Genomic DNA, 19,305 nt, shown 5'->3' on the forward strand with positions numbered 1-19,305 from the left:
GCTTCATTGCTCGATGCCGGTGGCCGTGATCAGCGCCGGGTAGTGCCGCAGGCCCAGGCGATCGGCCAGGTCGTCGCCGGCCACGGGCGCGAGCGGCACGCCCGGCACCAGGGCGCGCAGCCGCGCCAGGCCCTGCGCGGTCTCGACGTTGACGACCAGGCCGACCGCGCCACGTTCGCGCAAAGCGGCGGCGCGGCGCTGCAACCAGGCCCGGGAAGCCTCGTCGTCGCCGATGACCACGAACGGCCGCAGGCCGGGCGCTTCGATCACCCGTCGCGCGACGGTGCCGGGCGTGAGCTTGGCGCTGCGCACCGGCAGCATCGCGGCTTCGTCCGCCCGTGTGGCAGGAACCTGGGGCGTCGGGATGGACGGCCGCGCCGGTGCGTTGGCGCGCGGCTGGAGATTCAGGGCTTCGTAGTACGGCAATGCCGACGTGCCGCCACGGTCCTCGACAACGATCAGTGGCTCGCCGGCACGCGAGGCCAGCGGCAGGCCTGACAGCAGCATGAGTAGGCCCGTGAACGCGAGATGGGCGGGATGGGGTTTCGTCATGGGGAGGTCTCCTGGCGCGCCGCGAGGACCGCGGCGGCTGGTCGCGTGCCCTGCACGCGGGCAAGGTGGCGCGACACGCTGCGCCGATAGCGGGCGGCGGGCTCGCCGCCTGCGGGGCGGTGGTAGCGGCCGATCGCCAGCAGCCAGTCCTCGCCGGGGGTGTGCTGCTCCTTCAGGATCTCGGCGGCAACGGCCAGGTTGCGATACGGATCCAGCAGGTCGCACGCGCCGGTAAAGCGGTGCTTGTGGTAGCCGAGGTTGATCTGGCCCAGGCCCGCATCAATGCGCGTGTGCGGCGTGGCGCGCATCGCCTGCTGCAGGCCAGCGCAGGCGTCGGCGCGCGTGGCGAAGCGGCGCGACTGGCCGGCGACGTTGAGGGACCACGGCCACGGCACCAGGCGCCCGTTGCGCCGGATGCCGCTCTCCTGCAAGGCCACGGCGTAGAGCACGGTCGAGGGGATGCCTGCGCGCTGGGCGGCAAGCTGGTAAGCCGGTGGCGGAACCTCCTGGGCCAGGGCGGCAACGGCATACAGGCCGGCAGTGAGCACCAGTGCGCGCAGGGGCATGGCTACGGCTGGCGCTGCCATTGGCCGTTCACTTCGCGCACGGCGGCGGGCAGATCGCCGGGCAGGCCCAGTGACAGCCAGCGGCCGCCGTCGTGGTTGAGCGTGATGCTGCCGGCGCGCACGCGCGCCGGGTCGATCTGCGCGCGCTTGGCCCAGTCGCGGATGCGCGCGTCATCCTGGCGGCTGCCCACCATGTACAGGTCGAACTCCGCGCCCGAGGATTGCAGGCGCTGCACGAGCTGTCCGCAGGCTGCGCAGCCGTCCTTGACGAACACCGCCATGCGGCCGCTGCCGCGCAAGGGACTGCTGGATGGGCCGGCGCCCGGCTTGTCGTCGGGCAGGTTCACGCGCTGCATCCCCGGATTCAGGCGCTGCCAGGCCTCGTCGTAGGCGCGCTGGTAGGCGAGCAGCTTCTCGACGCGGCGCGCTTCCACCTGCACCTGCAGTTCCGCATAGCGGCGCCGTTCTTCGTCCGTGCGAGCTTCGATGCCCAGGGCGGACAGCGGGTCCAGGTTGGGCGAGTAGATACCCAGCGGCCCATCCATCAGCTCGCGGTAGCGTGCCCATTCTTGTGGCTGCAAGCCCCATTCGGTTGCCACCCGGTCGTCCAGCACGCGGGCGGCCAGCGGGCGCTCCTGGCTCTGTGCGTTGCGCGCCGAGGTCGTTGCGGGCTGCTGCGCCCAGGCGGGCCATTGCGACGACGCCACCAGGACCGCGAAAAGGAGGATCGACGGCTTCATGGGGTGCTCCGGTCAGGGAATCGCCACGCGGCGGGTCTGGTTGCCGGCCTGGAACACTGCGGTGTTGCCCTCGATCGCCTGCAGGCGCCACGGGCCGACCGCATCCCCGGGCAGCAGCACCTGAAGTTGGGCGGGCGTGAAGTCCCCGATGCTCGGCGCGACGGACACGCTGCGCTGGCCGGCGCGCAGTTCGGCGCCGACGACGCGGAATGGCAGCGGCGGCAGCTCGGTCTTGGAGGCGGCGGACGTGCGCGATGCGCGCCGCTGGGCGGGTGCGGTGGCACGCGCGGCGGCTTGGCGCGCCTTGATCTGCTCGACCTCCGCGCGCAGCGCCTGGAGGTCGTCGGCCGCTGCGTAGCCACTGAGAGATTTCTCGACCTGGGCCGCGCGTGCTTCCAGAATCTGGCGGGTGTCTTTGAGGTCAGCGTCCGTCGCGACGGCCGGGCGCTGCTGGATGGCCTCGATCGTCTCGGCCAAGCCAGTTGCCTGCGCTTCCAGGCGTTGCAGGCGGGAATCCAGCCGCTCCTGGTCGGCCTGGTCGCTGAGGGCCTGGTAGCCCAGGGCCGCCAAGACGCTGAGGAAGATCAACCAGAGCCACATCAGGCTCTGCACCACCACGGCGGCGGTCGATCGCTGGGCAGGTTGCGGGGCGTTCATGGCTGGCCTCCCGAAACCATGGGTGCCAGCGGGAACGTCTGCACCGCCTCGGTGGCGGGTGGCTCGGATGGGGACTCGGCGACCGCGCGATCGCCGGGCCGCTCGAAGCAGATTTGCCGTGCGCGGTCATCCGCGTGCAGTTCCCAGGCCGGGCCAGCCAGCGTGAGCAGCGCATCGCGCAAGGTCATGGGGCCGAGGTGCAGGTGTACCGCCGGCAACGGCAGCGCGTACAGCTCGATCACGGCATGCGCGGTCTGGCACAGGCCATAGCCGCTGCGTTTGAGCACGTGCCGAAGCCCATCCCCGACCGTGGCGCGGGCATCCTCGGGCATGGACACGTCGATGGTCTGCAACAACAGGTCGCGCTGCGCCGCCATGGGTGCCAGTTCGACCAGTGTGTAGCGGGCGTAGCGCACGACCGGGATGTACTCGGAAGCCTCGGGTTCAGGCGCGGCCAAGACTTCCGCGATGGTGTCGGGCGCGACCGGCGCAGTCGTCGTCGCGCAGCCACCGGCCAGCACCGACCACAGCAGGCCGAGAAATCCCGCCAGAAGGCGGCGTTCGGGATAGTGAAACCACGGTGGAGAGGGGCACATAGCTCGGCGTCCTGAAACATCCAGCCCTCACCATCGCCGCTCAGGCCGCGAGCGGCAGCAAACAATGCGAACCAGGCAGCGTCCGATTTACCGGGAGCGGCAAAAAAAACGGCCCCGAAGGGCCGTAAGTGGAACGTGTCATGCGGCGACAAGCTGCCGGGCCAGTGCGACCTCGACGGAATCACCGTCCTGGTTCAGGACATCGAGCCCGGATTCGGGCACGTCGCCCGAGGTGGACTGCGAGACCATGATCTTCTTGGCCATCAGCTCCAGGCAGGTCATCTGCGAGGAACCGGCGTAGCCGAGGTAGATCACACGCACGGGCTGCTTCTGCCCGATGCGCCAGGAGCGGCGTGCCGCCTGCTGGAGCGAGTACACGTTGTAGCCCGACTGCATGAACACGATCGTCGGGAACTCCAACAGGTCCAGCCCCGTCTTGACCAACTCGGGGTTGGTGATGAGCACGTCGATGCCACGGTCCAGTTGCTCGGCGATCCAGTCTTCGCGGCGGCTGGCATCCACGCTCGCGCGCAGCACCGCCACCTTGAAGCCTTCCTGCTCCAGCAACACCTTCAGGCGCGACGTGGTGTCGCGCGTGCCGGTATAGACCGTGTAGGCCAGGACCTTGCGGCCCTGCGCCTTCTCCTCTTTGCAGATGTCGATCAGCTCACGCTCCTTGGGGCTGATCTCGAACTCGTTGAACTGAGCCGGGACAAACGCCAAGGTGTTGCGCGTGCGCGGATGCACCACGGTCTCCGACCGGAAGCAGCAATCCGGCCAGGCCAGCAGCACGTTGAGGACCACACCCAGCAAGGTCGTATCGCGTCGCGCCAGAGCCTGTTTCAGCTCGGCGGTCAGCCGACCCGCCAGATCGCGGTAGGCCGCGGCTTGCGCCGTGTCCATCGCGACTTCACGGAACTCCTCGTCATACGGCGGCAGGACGTTGCCGCCGATGTCCTTGAGCTTGAGGAAGATCGTGAATGGCAGGATGCAGCGCAAGACGCCCTTGGGGCCGAAGCCCGGGGCCTTGACCGTGCGCACCGATACCTTGGTGCCCTTGGCCGTCTTGTGCGCCGTGCCGGTGCTCTCGGAGTAGATGTCCTTCAACACCCCGTGATCGCGCATGAACGCCATCGCAGCCGAGGTCATGCTGCCGCTCGTGGTCGGGCGGTAGCCGTCTTCGATCATCCGCCCCGGAAGGGCTCGGAACAGCAGGTGAAAAAGATCATCACCGTAGCCGCCCATCAGCGTGCCAGTCAGCAGCAAGGTCTTGCGAGCCTTCGCCGCCAGCACGCCCATGGCCTGGCCCTGGGCACTGCCCCCGTTCTTGTACTCATGCGCTTCATCAGCGATGAGCAGGTCGAACGTACCTTGCGGCAAGTACCTCTTGATGAACTCCGAGGGTTGATAACCGCCCTCGCCAAAGCCGAACTCCATGTTGGCCATCGCACGTTCCATGCGCGTGGCTTGACGGTCGGAAAACACCAGCTCGCCGTTGCCATCCATGAGGTTGATGAACTCGTGGATGTTGTCGCCCAGCATCGAGGCCAGGAAGCCGTCACCGAACTTCTGCATCAGCTTCTGCGCAGTGACTTCCCCGATGGTCGGGATGCGCTTCAGGGCTTTGAGGACGGCCGAGGACTGGTCGCTGCCGGACAGGCTGCGCGGGCGGATCAGCGTCCACAGGGGCGCAGCGCAATGGCTGCACTTCCTGCGGTACTCCTCGGCTTCGAGCGCGACCGGGTTGACCGGCTCGCCGTCGAGGTCGGTGATGACCGTGCCGCAGTCCGGGCAGGCCGCCACGTCGCCGTGGCGGGTGCGCCGCTGGGTGAAGACGGGCTTCCAGTGGAAACCCATCCGCATCCTGACGCGCCCCAGGACGAAGAACTCCTGGCCCGTGGGCTGCACGCCCAACTGCTCACGCAGCTTGAGGAGCTTGACGAGCGTATCCGGCCCATTGAGCACCCATACCTTGGCGCCGGCCACCGTCTCCTGGATCTCCCGCCGCCACTTGTAAACCAAGTGCGGTGGCGACAGGACCAGAGTGCGGCGGTAGCCTTCGGCGTTGAGCACGGCGGCCGCGGCGATGCCAACGGTCGTCTTACCACAGCCCATCTCGCCATTGACGATCGCGGCGCGTTCGCCACGGTCGATCAGCAGCTCGGCGGCGGCGTGGACGACTTCGGCCTGGGCCGGGAACAGCTTGCGTTTGAGGCTGGCGACGATGAGCTGCCGGTGCGCCTGCGGTTGGCCGGTATAGACAGGCGGGTTGGCGCTGTTGAGGGCGTCGAGCAGTTCGTCGCCGAACTCGCCGACGAAATCCTGAAGGCTCAGGGTCAGAGGGGATGATTCCGCGTCGAGCAGTTCGCCCTGTACGGGCGCGGCGTCAGCGGCAGTGGTTTCGAGATCGAAGGACATTGTGATGCTCCAATGAAAAATGGGGCATGCACCACCCCCAGCGGGGCAATGGCATGCCCCGTGGTGGGAAGGAAATCGGCGCGCGGCCGAAGGTGGTTGAAGATGCTGGCCTGAGTGGCCTGCGGGTGAACCGTGCTCAGTCTTCGGACGGCAGCACGATGGCAGTGACGCTGCGCCCCGCATCGGTGATGATGCGAATGGCGAGTCCCGGGTGGATCACATAGTGCGATTCCAGCGACGCGCCCGATTGAAGTGCAACGCCGTTGGCGTGCCATTGGCAGACGTTGACGTCACCCCAGTCGCCACGGGTGTGGCGCCTGAAGTACGGAATCGGGTCCAGGCGACCCGCGCGGACAAGGCGATCAATGCCTCGGCTGAAGATGAGCGCCCCGATGGGGAACGCCAGCCTCTGGCAGTAGGTTTCGATGCGATGCGATGCCATGGGCTCCTCCTTGAAAGGCTATTGAGCCACGACACCCCTGGCGGAGTGAAGTGGCTCCGTCAAGTGGATGGGATGACGAGGCGGCGCCTTCAGATCAGGTCGCGCTCTTCGGGAAGCTGGACCACCGTGGTCTGGTGGTCTTCGCTGGTCTTCACGAGCAACACCAGTTCCGGCGTGATCCGGTACTGGGAGATCATCAGGTTGTCCTGTTGGATTGCGACGTCGTTGGCTTGGCGGGTGGCCTCATCGATCTCGCCCCAGTCCCCGCGCACATGGCGCTGGACATAGGCCAAGGGGTCGATCAGGCCTCGCCGAGCCAGCCAATGCACCTTCTCGCTCAACTTCAACGTACTCGGTGCGAACAAGGGTTGCTTGCGCGGCGCAGGCCGCTTGAACGGATTGGGGAACATGGTGTTTCTCCTTCGATGTGGTACAGCAGGACGGCAGCGCGTCCGGTGGATCAGCGAATGGTCAGCACCTCGCCCCTTGTCGGGGAGCCAGGCGTCATGTCCCACGCGCGGATAACGGGCACAAACTTGTCGGTGAGGATGCGTGTCTCGGCGATGGAGCCGTCTTCGCGTTCGGTGAATTCCCGCTGGAGCGTCTTGTCCTTGTGGGTGTCACCTTTGACGACGAGCACGCGCCCCGTCTGGGAGCGCACGACGCCGGAGATCGCGCCCGCGGCCAGAGCCAGGGCGAGATGCCAGTGGGACAAGGCCCGCGCCGGTGGACGCAGCGACTGCTGCGCGGTCCCCAAGTGCGTGTCCAGCGACGGCCAAAGGCCTTGCAGCCGGCCAACCTCGTCGGCGAACTGTTCGGGCTCCATCGTCACGCGGAAGAAATGCTCCGGCTCGGCCGGACTGGCGGGGACGATGTACGGCAGGAACGGCCATTCGCTCGGCAGTTCCTCGGCTTCGACTTCGCCAAGCCCAACCTGCAGCAGCAGATTGCGCACGGCCTTGACGCCATCGGGTGCCAGCTCCCGCTGACGGACCCGGCGGCCGAAGATCACCACCTGCTTGAACTGCGTTTCCACCGCTCGGTAGATACGCAGATCGGTGTAGTGGCGCGTCAACCAGCCGACCAGCTCCGCGTCGAGCACGTAGCCGGGGACGATGAAGACCAGCACGCCGCTGTATTGCAACAGCGACAGCGAACGCTGATAGAACAGCTTTTCGAGGCGGGCACGGCCCTGGCCCTGATAGCCGATGTTGCCGTTGACGTCCTTGGACAGGTCGCCATACGGTGGATTCAGCCACAGTAGTCCGAAGGACTGCTTGGAGATCATCGTGTCCATCAGGTCCGCGTGCAGGCAGTGATCGACCAGGCCGCGGGCATGGCGCGCCCGCTCGGCGTCGAATTCGACGGCGAACGCCTTGGCCTGTTCGCGCCCGAGGGCATGAGAGGCTTCGGCGATTGCCACGCCTTCACCGGCGCAGGGATCGAGGATGCACATCGGCCCGTCGCTGGGCATCAGTGCGTTGAGGGCTCTTTCGAGCGTGGGTTCGTCGGTCGGGTAGTACCCATTTTTGGCGAAATTGCGGGCGAGCCGCGGGAACATGAGAGCCATGGAAGTCTCCTGGTTGGCGGGGATGAATGACGGAAGCACGCCAAGGCGTGCCTCCGAGGGTGGGTCAAGCCGCCACCGCTTCCGGCGTCCAAATCTTGGCCGGATAGGGATAGGCGGTGAGCGCGTCACTGCGGATCAGGGAGCCCAGCGCCAAGCTCAGCGCCGGCACGTCGATGGCGAGCCGATGGCCTTCCAGCGGCCCGAGGGCGGACGGAAGGCGGGCCAGCATCTCGCGGCTTTGCAGCAGTTCCAGCACGGTCTCGCGCCAGTGGTCGAGCAGCGGCAACGGGCAGGTGTCCCGCACCAGCATCCACAGGCGGTCAAGCCGGTGGGCGCTGTCACGTGGCAGCAGTGCCAATGCGCTGGCGTTGGCCTTGTCGGGCTTGACGCAGCGCCGGTCGAACAGCCACACGTTGGACAGCGAACCGAACAGCGTTCGCCGGTAGGCGCGCGTGATGCGCTTTTCCAGGCGATCGACGTTGCCGATGAATACCGGGACGCTGCCGCCCTGGTCGGTGATGACGTGGAACTGGTCCAGTCCCTGCTCGTCGCGCCCGAGGGTCAGGCGTGCAAGGAACTGCTGGACGGCGGTGTCGCGCGCCCAGATGGACAGGAAGATCAGGTTGCCCTGGTCATCGCCGACGCAAGCGTCGGCCATAACGTCCGGGCATTCGTCGATGTGGAACAGCGTGGTGGATGGAGTGTGTGCGTGCATGGTGGTGTCCTCGATGAAATGAGGGGCAGCACCGCCCGCAGGGGCAGCGAATGCCCCGTTAGGGATGAAGGAATGCGGATAAGGTGTTCGATCCGCTTGGGCGTTCAGAACGTCTGTTCGGTGAACGAGCCGTCGGCCTGATGCTTGACTACACGGTTGCCAACGTTGCCCTCGCAGTCCTGTTGGACTTCGGTGAACATGCTTTCGGGCACGTCGATGTGGAAATGGCGCAGGACCACTCGGTAGTAGTCCAGGTAGTGGTTGAACGGGTCGCTCTCGTGCAGGTTGCTGTACAAGAAGTCGTCGCTCTCGACCTTCGCGGTATCGTCGATCAGCTCGGCCGGCTTTTCGATGAATAGGAAGAAGTAATTTGCCGGCCGGTCCCAGCCCAGTACGACGGTGATGGGAAAGCCCTTGTGAACGGTGTCGAAGTAGTGCCGACTCATGGTGATGTCCTCGGTGAATCGGAAACAGCACCGCCCCTGAGGCAGGTGCTGCCCCAAGGGGTGGAGAAAAGCCGCGCAAGCGGCGATGACGTGTGCCGGACCTCAGTAGTCCGAATCGCAACCGGACGGGCAATAACCCAGTTCGATTCCGTGCGAGCAGTAGCCGTTTTCGGCGTTCCAGTCCTGGGTTTCCTGCCTTTCGGCCGGTGTGGCGTAGCCCCATTCCTGTGCGATCTGCAGCGCCTGTGCGCGTTGCTCTTCCGGCAATCGACTGGCTTGCGCGTCGATCTCCGAACTGAAAAGCGTGACCCAGTGGTCCCAGGACAGGCCACAACCACGCTGGGCGTGCTCGGCGGCTGTCTTGCAAACAGCTCGCCACGCGGGTTCACCCAGCGAAGAACGGGGTGTATCGCAATCGATGGTGGACATGATGGAGACCTCCAGAAGAAAGCCGGGGGCCTCCCCGCATAGGGAAAGAGCCCCGGCGGGTGGATGAAGAACACCGCGCATGCGGTGTCTGCGATCACGCAGGTTGCAGTTCGGCCTGGCGGCTCCACTCCTGCGTTTTGAAGTCCAGCGCGTAGCCCAGATCGCCCAGGCGGGCGATCTGCGCGCGCAGGGCGCGGCGGTCGATGGTCGAATCCAATTTCACGGAATCGCCCAGCGGCCAGAGCAAGCCGAACAAAGCAACGTCGCCCTCTTCGGTGCTGCCAGGGGCAGCCGCCGCAGCGGGCGTCGGTGCATCCACACCGAAGGGCGTGGTATCGACCAGCGGGTCCGCCGAGGCCTGCACGGGTGCGGGCTTGGCGGGTCTGGAGGCCTTGGCGGGCTTGGCCGGCGTTTCCGCAGGCTGCGTCCCCAGCTCTTCATCGAGTGGATCGACTTCCTGGGTGGCGAAGCTGCGGGCCTCATCACGACTCAGTTTGTCGATGCCGTTGAGCGTCATGCCGTCGAGGTTTGCGCGCACTTCAAACCGCGCGCCGCCCGCGACCGGATAGGACTTCGCGAAGATGTAGCGAATGACGAAATCCCCGTCGTACTTTCCTTCGGGGTACTGCTCCAACTCCGCGTCTTTAACCGCGAACTCGCCGATGGGGGTAGAAAGGCGCCCAACCGTGAACGGGCCGTTCTTGCCCCGGATGGTCCGCAACGTGAGCTGGCCCGGGACGACGATGGGTAGGGCTGATCTCGTAGGTGCCGATGTGGCTGCCATGATGGTTCTCCTTGGACGAATAGGAAAAAGGCAAGGCCCCGTGAGGGGCCGTGCCGGATCAGAACGAAGCAGCCAATGCCGGCTCCTGCTCCTCGACTGCACATTCGGGCTCGCGCTCGGCGGGCTCGGCAGATTGGTAGGAAACGGCGTCGGCGGCAGTGTCGATGGCGTTGGCGGCTTCGGACGCGGGTGCGTCCTCCGCTGGCGCTGCCTCGGCATGCGCCTGGCTCGTCGGATAGACCTGGGTGCCGTCGATCTTGATCAGACCGATGTGGACCAGCGTCGATTCCAGGCTTGCGGCCGGTTCCCCAGCGTGCTCGCCCTTGGTGCGGATGTACGGATCGATCTTCATGTCGTTCAGACGAAAGGCGATCAGCACCTTGCGATCCCCTTCGATGGCCTGCACGCATCGGCGAACCAGATGCTCGGCTTCAGGGGTGGCGACGATCGTGTCGAAGTACCGATATTCCGGTTCATCGACAGGTCCGGCCAGCGCGGCGATGGAGCACGACAGGAACGGGTCACCATCCTTGGGGGTGACGTCCTTCGGACGGTTGAGGTAGCCGATGCCACGGGTGATCAACTCGTGCTGCTCGATCGAAGCCAGTTCGGCCCGCTCGATCAGCTCGGCCTTGAGCAGTCGCGCCTTGAGGGATGCGGCGGCCTGGCCTTTCTGTTCGCCCTTGTCGCGGATGTAGGCATCGCCCCAGAGGTCGCCGAGGCGAAAGCGCACCAGCGGTCGCTGCTTGGAATCGTCAACGCCGATGTAGCGCTGAACGAGCTTCTTGGCCTCGGCACCCGAGACCTTGACGTCGAAGTAGCGGTAGCTCGGGTCCCTGGCGGGGCCGACCAGCGCGGCGATGGTGCAGGCCAGGAAGGGCTGCGCACGGCGGCCGCCCCTGACGGGCACCTCACGGACACGCTGGAGGTAGCCGATGCCCGAGGTGTGGAGGTCGAAATACGATTTCTCGTTGGAAGTGGTGTTCATGGTGAATCTCCATAGGGAAAAGCGGAGACACACCGAGCCCACGCATGCGGGGAAAGGTGCGTAACCCCGCGGTGGGTTGATAAGGCGAAAGCATCCGCCACCAGGGACTGGTGGCCGCTCGCGGATGGATGCGGTGCGAGCTGGCTCGGTCACGCAGTGGAAACTGCGCCGCAACCTCGAAGACCGATGGTTGCCTGGCATGTCGCTGACAGCGTCAGCAGGCATGGGGTCAGCATGGCCGGGCCTCGCGCGCGCGACAGCAATCAATTGGCATCCGCGCGTTTCCCTTTGTCCACGCAGCCCGGCTCAGCGCAAAAGAAAGCCCCCGGTGTGGGGGGCTGCGAGAGTCGAGTGGCGGTTGCCGCGCTATGCGGGAGGCACCACCTCCAGCGACAGATGTGTGGCGGTGGCCGACAGCATCAGGTCGTCTTCGGTGTGCAGGATGCGCGTGAATACGCCGTCCTTCGGGTCGAAGTACTCCCCGAAGTCGTCGCCGCCCAGTTCGGCGCGCGCCAGTTCCCACCAGTCGTCGAACGGGTCGGTATCCGGGTTGCAGCCGACGGCATAGGCCAGCAGCTTCACACGCCCATCCGGGCGGCGCTCTCCCTGCTCGGCGAGGAAGTACACGCCCTGGTCCTTGACCAGGATGACGCGGCATTGGCTGGCGATGGCCTCGGTCAGCACGGGGCGCAGGTCGGAGCCTTTGAATCGCAGTGACATGGTTGAAATCTCCTATGTGGAATAGAGAAAAGGCCCTCCATCCGCATGGATGGAGGGCCTGTGGGCACATGGCCCATGGGCGAAACTTCGTGGCGGGACCCACGGGTCAGCCGTAGAACCGGCAGGATTCAGTTTCCGGCGTCATGCCGGCACCGCCTGGCGCTGCCGGGTAGCCTTGGCGTCGATCACGCTCACATCGATCAGGCGCCAACGTCCGTCGTCGATGAGTCGCTCCAGCACTTCGCCGAGCATGTCGAAATACACCTCGTCATGCCGATCGACCAATTCGCCGTCGCGATGCAGCTCCACCACGTAGGTGTCGCCGCCTCGGTCGTACAGCACCGTCACCCGGCCCTCGAACTTCGCGGTCGAGACCGTGAAGCTGATCGCCGGAGGCGTCTCGATGATCTTGGACGGCGTCGGATCGACCCAGGTGAAATCCCGGGCACCCGCATCGACCAGCATGTGGGTGATGCGCCGGAAGCCATCGGGCGCCGGCATTTCCTCCAACTGCTGGATGAGCTGACCCAGCTCCATGCACTGCGGCTCGGGAATGGGCAGCTTGGCCGGCGCGGAGCCGAGGATGTGCGTCTTGACGGTGTAGGGAATGCCGTCGGACGTCATCTCGGTGCGCTCTTCCGGCGTGTCCGCCCGCAGCCCATCGAAACGGCGCCGTGCGTAGGGTTGGACATGCACCTTGGCGCCTTCGTCGGGGACGGTGGTCACCAGCTTGGAATCGAGCACAGCGAACTCGCTCGGCTTGAGCTTGACGACGATGGCATCGTCGGTGATGGCGACTACCTTCCCGTCGAAGGGCTGGGGGTCGACGGCGAAGCCCAATGTCGAAGATTGCGGCTGATCGTCGAACACGCGGTACTTGAACGACCGCACGTTGCGGGGCACGTGGCCTGCGACTAGCGAAGGCATCATGGATTTGATGAGGGAACGGTCCATGGGAATCTCCTTGAGGAAGAAACAAGGGATTCCCCGCCCGCAAGGGAGAGGTCCCTTGTGGGTGGTGTGGATGGACGCGGTACGTCCGTGGAAAACATCGACCAGCACGGCTTCCCGTGCTTGCAGCCTTGAAGGTCTTGGCTGCCTGGGCATGTGTCGGCAACGCCGACGAACATGGGGCAAGAATGGCCCGGGAGTAAGCGGCCCGCTTGCAGGAAACGGCACCCCATCGCACCCGCTTTCCAGCGCTGCGGGCGAGAAAAAGCCCCTCGAAAGGGGCTTGGGGGTCAGGCTTCGTACACGAAGTAGTGTTCTCGCTGACGCGGGAAGAACACGTGCTTCCACGTGTCGCCGCTTGTGTTGCCACCGTCGAATACGACCATTTCGTAGTCGTCAATGTCGGTGTCCACCAGATCGGCGCTGTCGATATGGCGCATGTGCAGCGTACCGCTCATGCGCTCGAACACCAGGATCTGGCCGATGGCGTCGTCCTGGCTCATGGCGTTGACGCAGGCTCCAAGCTGATTCTCGAAGTCGGGCGTGGGCAAGATGAGATCGGGGAACATGAGATTGCTCCTATGGAATTGAACCAGCCCGGCTCCTGGTGGGAGGCGGGCTGGCATATGGGGGATAAAGGGGAAGGCTTGCGCGTCGCGTGTCTGCTAGGTCTCGGCCAGTGGCAAGCCCAGTAGCGCGGGTGCGTCGGCATCGAGGATGAGGATGCGCACATCTGCCTGGCCGGCCAGTTCAAGGATGTTCGCCAGGTCGTCAGGCATGCCCTTGTCGCGGTGCTCCTGTCGAAGCTGCTCAGCACTGATGCCCTCGGCATATTCCAGGTTCTTGTCTGTCCAGGGCGTGGAGATCAGCTTGACGCCAATCGCCGGGCTGTACGGAACCCGAAAGGCGATGAACAGAAAAGCCTCCGGCGTGGCGAGGTCTGCCAGGTTGGCGAGGTACTGGCCGGTTTCCTGGCAGATGTGCGCGCTGCTGACTTCCCAGCACCGGCTGTAATAGCCGGTCTCGAAACTCAACCGCTGCACCACGTCTCGCGCGGCTTCGGCCGAATAGGTATCACCGACATGGACCGGGCGGCCGTCGAGGTCGTCGCCATGGATGGCATAGACCACGGCGCCCACCACGCCTTCGCCGTTGATGCCTTCAACAGCATCACATTCAGCAATCAGCTCGTCGCTGATGGCGTCAGTGCCGCTTTTGATCAACGCGAAGTCGCTGGTGACGATGCAAGGCGATGAGATCAGGTCGTTGTCGGAAAGATGCGCTTGGCTCGTGTGGATGGATCGCCAGACATGCGGGCTTCCGTCCCCGTAGCAGATGCACAGCGTTCGGACGACTCTCAGATTCCAGTAGCCGCGTACAAAGGGATTGGGATTCTGGGTCATGGAATTTCTCCAGATTGAATAATGGAGCCAATTCCCGCCACCGGGAATTGAACCCCGGTGGGTTGAAAGTGGAAAAAGCGTCAGGCGGCACTGATCGAGGGCTTTGGGCCAATCGGCGCAGGCTGACGGAAGAAAAATCGAGGGACATGGCCGCGTGGACGCATGTCCCTCATGGGCAGTGAACAAAAAGACGGTGGTATGCCGCAGACCGGCTCACCAACCGCTGTAGTTCACCAACAGATCGGCGATGACCTTGCGGCGTTGCAGATCGAGACCATCGAAGTCCGACAGTCCTTGGAAGTGGCAGCGCTTGAGCATGGCACCGCCCTCGCGCGCGTTGTAGAAGCTGAACATGGCGGACAGGAACATGCGTTCCCCGCTGCTCAGGACGCCGAGTGCGTCGTTGGCACGCAGCATGTCGGGACGCAGATCCCACTTGCTCTTTGCCTGGTTCAGGCCTTCGCGCGTGCCGTCGCCAAACCATTGCGGGCCTGCGATCTCGACGCCGCGCTTCCAGACCTCGAAGAAGGCTTGGGGCGCGGCGGCGAAATGCTGCTCTTCCCGCATGATCTGATCGACGACTTCCTGGGGCAAAAGCTGGTTCATGACGTGGTTCCTCCAGTTGGATCAGGGTGTGGCGAGCTGGGACCAGCCGCCTCTTTCGAGGGCACGTTGAGCCGCGGCATAGCTGCGGAAGTACTGGCAGGATTCCCGCGAAACGGGACCTTCTGTATCGCGCGTGCCGATGTAGTGGCCGGCGGCGCTATGCAGGATTTCGAGCGGCAGGAACTTGCCGCAATGGATCAAGGCCAACTGGCCGAAAGAGGCTTGCTGGGACATGGACGGGCTCCTTGGAAAAAGCGGGGCCTCGTCCCTCACGGGATGGCAGCTCCCGCACGCGGTTGAGAAAAAAGCATCGGCGTCACGGGTGACGCGCGTCCGCAGACTCGATGCGATGGCGGACTGGCGGGTAGCGCGGAAAGAATCCGCGGCAGCCTGGAAACTCTGGCTGCTGGCATGGTGCTGACGAATCAGCGACACATGCGGGCAGCTTCATGCGCGAGGCGAGCCGCGTCAGCCGGAAATCGGCATTTGCAACAGCCCCGATTGGCGAACGCGGAAAAAAGAAAGCCCCGCAATAAGTGCGGGGCTGTCAGGAGGATGAGGCGAAACTGGGTCAGCGAGGCCTGTCGCCCAGTACATGCTGCTTCCACAGGGCGAATGCCTCGTCCGGTCCCAGCTCTGCGAGGATGACGATGGGCTGGCCCCGACGGGCACGCAGCGATGCGAAATACGCTGGCCGGTCGGCGATGGCGTTGAGCTTGATGCCCTTTAGGAACAGCAACTGGCGGGGGCGAACTTTGGTGGTAACGCAGGCATGATTGCGCTTGTTTGGGGCAAAAGGGCCAGCGAAGCGGGCGGACACGGCCAGAAAACCGCGACGAACTACTTGTACTTGCCAGGCGAGGCGAACGGGTGACATCAGCATATCGCTATGCGGTAAAGAAGACCGTCCTAAAGCTTGCAGGATCCCGGCATAGCTTCATCATCACCTCTCCGTGACGGCTCATTGGAACGAAAAAGGCCAGCATCGCCGTGATGGACTTTCATAATTGCCAGGTCAACTGGCTTGCGTGCTGTTTATTCACAGCAAGGCATTGCGACGTCGTTGCAGCAATCGCCGCCATCGCAACAGGGCGTTGCAGCAAAAGCGGCGGTGGGCGCTAGCATGAGGGCCAAGCCGCGGCCGCTCATGCTGGGGGCCGTTCTCTTCAGATTGGTGTCCTGCACCGTGTGCATTGCGAATTTCCGGATCGTCCCAATGTCACTGGGACTCCTTTGTGGCGGCCGGGTTCTCCACGCTCATGAACGACTGGGCCACCAGCGCGATCGCCCCGCCCACGATGGCCATGTCAGCGATGTTGAAGGCGGGCCAGTGCCAGCCGTGCAGGTGAAAGTCGATGTAGTCGATAACGTGCCCGCGCGTGGCGCGGTCGAACGCGTTGCCCAATGCGCCGCCCAGAATGAGGCTGTACGAAAGGCCTTCCGTTTTGCGCAGCGGCCGGGAGAGCAGCCATGCGAGCCATGCCGATATTGCGAACGCGATCGCCAGAAAAAACCACCGCTGCCAGCCGCCCGCGCCAGCAAGGAAGCTGAACGCCGCGCCGGGATTGAGAGCGTGAACTAGGTTGAAGAATGACGCCACCTCGTGCGACCAACCCAAGGGAGTTGTCGCGTCAATGTAGCTCTTAGCTGCCTGATCGCCGGCGAATATAACGATCGCGAGTGAGTACCACTGCGTCTTGCGAAGAGATGGTTCATCCATTGTTCATGCCGCCTTGAACTTCAGGAGGCGCAGCCCATTGACGACAACCAAAAGACTTGCCCCCATGTCAGCGAACACAGCCATCCACATGGTGGCATGCCCTGTGAACGTCAACGCAAGGAACACCGCCTTGATGCCAAGGGCCAGAACGATGTTCTGCGTGAGGATCGCCGCAGTGCTACGCGACAGCCGGATGAAGGCGGGGATCTTGCGCAGGTCGTCGTCCATCAGGGCGACGTCGGCTGTTTCGATCGCGGTGTCGGTGCCGGCCGCGCCCATGGCGAAGCCGATGTCGGCACGGGCGAGCGCGGGCGAATCGTTGATGCCGTCGCCCACCATGCCCACCTGGCCCTCGCCGCCGACCAGGCTTTCGATGGTCTTGAGCTTGTCTTCGGGCAGTTGGTCACCACGGGCTTCAGAGATTCCGACCTGGGCAGCGATGGCCGCGGCCGTGTGCTGGTTGTCCCCCGTCAGCATCAGCGTGCGCACACCCAGCGCCTGCAGGTCGGCCACCGCCTCACGGCTGGTTTCCTTCACGGTGTCGGCCACTGCAAAAATGCCGAGCACGGTCGCATCGTCCATCAGCAGGATCGCTGTCTTGCCTTGGCGCTCCAGGGTCTCCAGCCGAGCCTGGAGCGTCGCTTCGCTCAGGCCCAGCTCCTGGGCGAGCCTGTGGTTGCCCATGTGCAACATGCGCCCGGCGACGCGGCCGCGCACGCCGCGGCCAGGCAGCGCCGCGAAGTCGTCGACCTCGTGCAGCGCGATGCCGTCACGGTTCGCCTTGCGGGCGATGGCCTGAGACACAGGATGGTCCGAGCGTGCCGCGAGGCTTGCGGCCCAGGCGGCAACTTCCTGCGCCTCGCCGATCAGCGGCACGAAGTCGGTCTGCTCGGGCTTGCCATGTGTGAGTGTGCCGGTCTTGTCCAGGGCCAACGCCTTGAGCTTGCGCCCGCCCTCCAGGTAGACGCCACCCTTGATCAGGATGCCGCGTCGGGCGGCAGCGGCCAAGCCGCTGACGATGGTGACCGGCGTGGAGATGACCAGAGCGCAGGGGCAGGCGATCACCAGCAGTACCAGGGCCTTGTAGACCCAGTCAAACCATGCGCCGCCGAAGGCGAGCGGCGGCACGACGGCAACCAGCACGGACACCGCGAACACCGCCGGCGTGTAGACGCGGGCGAACTGGTCGACGAAGCGCTGCGTGGGCGCACGGCTGCCCTGCGCGGACTCCACGGCATGGATGATGCGCGCGAGCGTCGAGTCGCTGGCGCCTGCGGTCACCTTGTATTCGAAAGAGCCGGTCTCATTGATGGTTCCGGCGAAGACCTGGTCACCTTCGGCCTTCTCGACGGGCAGGCTCTCGCCGGTGATGGGCGCCTGGTTGATGGCCGATCGACCCGAGGTGGTCAGGCCGTCCAGTGCGATGCGCTCGCCAGGACGCACGCGGACCACCGCGCCCTTTGCGACCTCCTTGGCCGGCAGCTCTGTCCATGAGCCATCGGCCTGCCGCACGGTCGCGGTCTCGGGCGCCAAGTCCATCAGCCCCCGAATGGCGTTGCGGGCGCGGTCCAGCGACTTCGCCTCGATCACTTCCGCCAACGCGAACAGGAACATGACCATGGCGGCCTCCGGCCAGTGGCCGATCGCCATGCCGCCGGTGACCGCGATGGCCATCAGGGCGTTCATGTTCAGGTTGAGGTTCTTCAGCGCGATCCAGCCCTTCTTGTAGGTGCTGAGGCCGCCGGTGAAGATCGAAACCAGTGCCAGCACGATCACGGCCCAATGATTGCCGTCGTTGACCCAGTACACGCCTTCGGCGGCCACCGCCGCAACGCCCGAAACCGCCATCGGCCACCAATTGGTCTTGTGCGCGGCCACCGGGGCATCGCGCGGCTCATCAGTCCTCTGGACCTCGGCTTCCATGCCCAGCGATTCGATGGCTTCGACTGCCGGCTTGATCGCGTCGGGTGTGTGCCGAACCGTGAGCGTGCGCTGCATCAGGTTGAAATCCATTCCCTGCACGCCCGGCATGCCTTGCAGCTTGCCGCGGATCAGACTTTCCTCGGTCGGACAGTCCATCTTCGCGATGCGAAGTACCGTGGTGGCTGTCTGCATGTCCTGCCGCGCAGCCTGCATTCCAATGGAAGCAAGCGCCTTCTCGATCGGCGCTGAGGTCGCCAGCGTGTGCTGGACTCCCAGCACACGCTGCATCAGATTGAAGTCGAGCGCGGTCACACCCGGCAGCTTGCCCAGCCGGTCGCGGATCAGCGCTTCTTCCGTCGGGCAATCCATGTTCTCGATCCGGTACGTCACCCGCTCGCCGATCGGCGGCGCGGAAACGGCAGCGGTTGGTTGCTGCTGCAGGGCCGAGGATGGGATCACAGCCGCGGCTTCGATCGGCCCCGTGTGGCCGAAGGTCTGCTCCTTGGCGCGCATGCCGATCGAGGCCAGGACCTGCTCCATCTGCGCGCGTGCCTGAGCGAGGTGTTTCACCGACAGGGTGCGCTCAGCGAGGTCGAAGTCGAGGTCCTGAATTCCCTCGACTGCCCCGAGGTGCGAGCGGATGAGTTTCTCCTCGCTCGGGCAGTCCATGTTCTCGATGCGGTAGGTGGTCGACACGGCGGCGTCTCGGACAGCCTGAGCCTTCATGCCCACCGAATTCAGCGCTTGCTCCAAGGCATCGGCCGAGACTTCGCGGTGCGAAATGGTCAACAAACGCTGCGGAAGATCGAACAGGAGCCGCTCGACACCGGGCATGCCCTCCAGCGTTCGCCGCACCAGTGCTTCCTCATTGCGGCAATCCATGTTGCTCACGTGGAAAACGGTGGTTTCAGTGCTGGCCTGCTCACTGGCGCACGCCGTCTGTTGGCCATTGCCGCCGGAGCAGGCGCATGGGCTGGAAGGTTCTTTGTTCATAGATCGCTCTTCATTGACAAGGTTTTCCCCGGATGCCATCATTAGAAAACCTCTAGTAGATATAGAGTCAAGTTTTTTATAGGAAG

General features: G+C 64.8%; 23 protein-coding genes. All 23 read right to left on the reverse strand.

Features of this window, described 5'->3' with window-relative positions; all coding sequences use genetic code 11:
* Positions 1–3: 3 nt before the first annotated feature.
* Entirely contained in the window at positions 4–552 is a 549-nt protein-coding gene (locus CSC67_RS13880; protein WP_003109779.1) for an integrating conjugative element protein, read from the reverse strand.
* Positions 549–1,139 carry a transglycosylase SLT domain-containing protein gene (locus CSC67_RS13885; RefSeq protein WP_003109780.1) on the reverse strand — a complete coding sequence of 197 codons (591 nt, stop codon included), beginning with the start codon at positions 1,137–1,139 and terminating at the stop codon, positions 549–551. The genes CSC67_RS13880 and CSC67_RS13885 overlap by 4 nt, the downstream gene beginning before the upstream one ends.
* Positions 1,121–1,858, reverse strand: a complete 738-nt coding sequence (locus CSC67_RS13890; RefSeq protein WP_003098886.1) for a TIGR03759 family integrating conjugative element protein — start codon at positions 1,856–1,858, stop codon at positions 1,121–1,123. Before CSC67_RS13890 ends, CSC67_RS13885 begins: the two co-directional genes overlap by 19 nt.
* Before the next feature lie 12 nt (positions 1,859–1,870).
* Complete coding sequence (locus CSC67_RS13895; RefSeq protein ID WP_003098888.1) at positions 1,871–2,515, reverse strand: hypothetical protein; 645 nt, start codon at positions 2,513–2,515, stop codon at positions 1,871–1,873.
* Complete coding sequence (pilL2, locus tag CSC67_RS13900; protein WP_003098890.1) at positions 2,512–3,111, reverse strand: PFGI-1 class ICE element type IV pilus protein PilL2; 600 nt, start codon at positions 3,109–3,111, stop codon at positions 2,512–2,514. Before pilL2 ends, CSC67_RS13895 begins: the two co-directional genes overlap by 4 nt.
* Before the next feature lie 138 nt (positions 3,112–3,249).
* The gene (locus CSC67_RS13905; RefSeq protein ID WP_003098893.1) at positions 3,250–5,529 is read right to left on the reverse strand and encodes a helicase-related protein; all 2,280 of its coding nucleotides are present in this window, start codon (positions 5,527–5,529) and stop codon (positions 3,250–3,252) included.
* 136 nt (positions 5,530–5,665) lie between these two features.
* Complete coding sequence (locus CSC67_RS13910) at positions 5,666–5,971, reverse strand: hypothetical protein (RefSeq protein WP_003098895.1); 306 nt, start codon at positions 5,969–5,971, stop codon at positions 5,666–5,668.
* A gap of 89 nt (positions 5,972–6,060) precedes the next feature.
* Positions 6,061–6,381: a hypothetical protein gene (locus CSC67_RS13915; protein WP_003098896.1), complete on the reverse strand. Its 321-nt coding sequence runs from the start codon at positions 6,379–6,381 to the stop codon at positions 6,061–6,063.
* Positions 6,382–6,431: 50 nt separating this feature from the next.
* Positions 6,432–7,565, reverse strand: a complete 1,134-nt coding sequence (locus CSC67_RS13920) for a DUF6094 domain-containing protein (RefSeq protein WP_254916320.1) — start codon at positions 7,563–7,565, stop codon at positions 6,432–6,434.
* A gap of 40 nt (positions 7,566–7,605) precedes the next feature.
* Positions 7,606–8,256 (reverse strand): hypothetical protein, encoded by a 651-nt coding sequence (locus CSC67_RS13925; protein ID WP_118995079.1) that lies wholly within the window; start codon positions 8,254–8,256, stop codon positions 7,606–7,608.
* Between the two features lie 104 nt (positions 8,257–8,360).
* Positions 8,361–8,702: a hypothetical protein gene (locus CSC67_RS13930; protein ID WP_006226014.1), complete on the reverse strand. Its 342-nt coding sequence runs from the start codon at positions 8,700–8,702 to the stop codon at positions 8,361–8,363.
* 102 nt (positions 8,703–8,804) lie between these two features.
* Positions 8,805–9,131, reverse strand: coding sequence for a hypothetical protein (locus CSC67_RS13935; protein ID WP_006226013.1), 327 nt, complete (start codon positions 9,129–9,131; stop codon positions 8,805–8,807).
* 94 nt (positions 9,132–9,225) lie between these two features.
* The gene (locus CSC67_RS13940; protein WP_006226012.1) at positions 9,226–9,915 is read right to left on the reverse strand and encodes a DUF3275 family protein; all 690 of its coding nucleotides are present in this window, start codon (positions 9,913–9,915) and stop codon (positions 9,226–9,228) included.
* A 58-nt stretch (positions 9,916–9,973) separates the two neighbouring features.
* Positions 9,974–10,903, reverse strand: coding sequence for a DUF3577 domain-containing protein (locus CSC67_RS13945; RefSeq protein WP_006226011.1), 930 nt, complete (start codon positions 10,901–10,903; stop codon positions 9,974–9,976).
* A gap of 366 nt (positions 10,904–11,269) precedes the next feature.
* Positions 11,270–11,623, reverse strand: a complete 354-nt coding sequence (locus CSC67_RS13955) for a DUF3085 domain-containing protein (RefSeq protein ID WP_006226010.1) — start codon at positions 11,621–11,623, stop codon at positions 11,270–11,272.
* Between the two features lie 141 nt (positions 11,624–11,764).
* On the reverse strand, positions 11,765–12,577 hold the full coding sequence (locus CSC67_RS13960; protein ID WP_006226009.1) for a hypothetical protein: 813 nt from the start codon (positions 12,575–12,577) through the stop codon (positions 11,765–11,767).
* A gap of 287 nt (positions 12,578–12,864) precedes the next feature.
* Positions 12,865–13,143: a hypothetical protein gene (locus CSC67_RS13965; protein ID WP_003108989.1), complete on the reverse strand. Its 279-nt coding sequence runs from the start codon at positions 13,141–13,143 to the stop codon at positions 12,865–12,867.
* A 96-nt stretch (positions 13,144–13,239) separates the two neighbouring features.
* A complete protein-coding gene (locus CSC67_RS13970) occupies positions 13,240–13,977 on the reverse strand; it encodes a DUF5983 family protein (RefSeq protein WP_003098947.1) in 738 nt (245 codons plus the stop codon).
* Positions 13,978–14,190: 213 nt separating this feature from the next.
* Positions 14,191–14,583, reverse strand: a complete 393-nt coding sequence (locus CSC67_RS13975; protein ID WP_003098949.1) for a hypothetical protein — start codon at positions 14,581–14,583, stop codon at positions 14,191–14,193.
* Positions 14,584–14,604: 21 nt separating this feature from the next.
* The gene (locus tag CSC67_RS13980) at positions 14,605–14,817 is read right to left on the reverse strand and encodes a hypothetical protein (protein ID WP_003116833.1); all 213 of its coding nucleotides are present in this window, start codon (positions 14,815–14,817) and stop codon (positions 14,605–14,607) included.
* Positions 14,818–15,154: 337 nt separating this feature from the next.
* Positions 15,155–15,460, reverse strand: coding sequence for a hypothetical protein (locus CSC67_RS21775; protein ID WP_223656317.1), 306 nt, complete (start codon positions 15,458–15,460; stop codon positions 15,155–15,157).
* A gap of 342 nt (positions 15,461–15,802) precedes the next feature.
* Positions 15,803–16,303, reverse strand: coding sequence for a signal peptidase II (lspA, locus tag CSC67_RS13990; RefSeq protein ID WP_003098955.1), 501 nt, complete (start codon positions 16,301–16,303; stop codon positions 15,803–15,805).
* Between the two features lie 3 nt (positions 16,304–16,306).
* On the reverse strand, positions 16,307–19,219 hold the full coding sequence (locus tag CSC67_RS13995) for a heavy metal translocating P-type ATPase (protein ID WP_185975338.1): 2,913 nt from the start codon (positions 19,217–19,219) through the stop codon (positions 16,307–16,309).
* Positions 19,220–19,305: the final 86 nt, after the last annotated feature.

It is taken from the genome of Pusillimonas caeni (assembly GCF_003545815.1).
Lineage (GTDB): Bacteria > Pseudomonadota > Gammaproteobacteria > Burkholderiales > Burkholderiaceae_B > Pusillimonas > Pusillimonas caeni.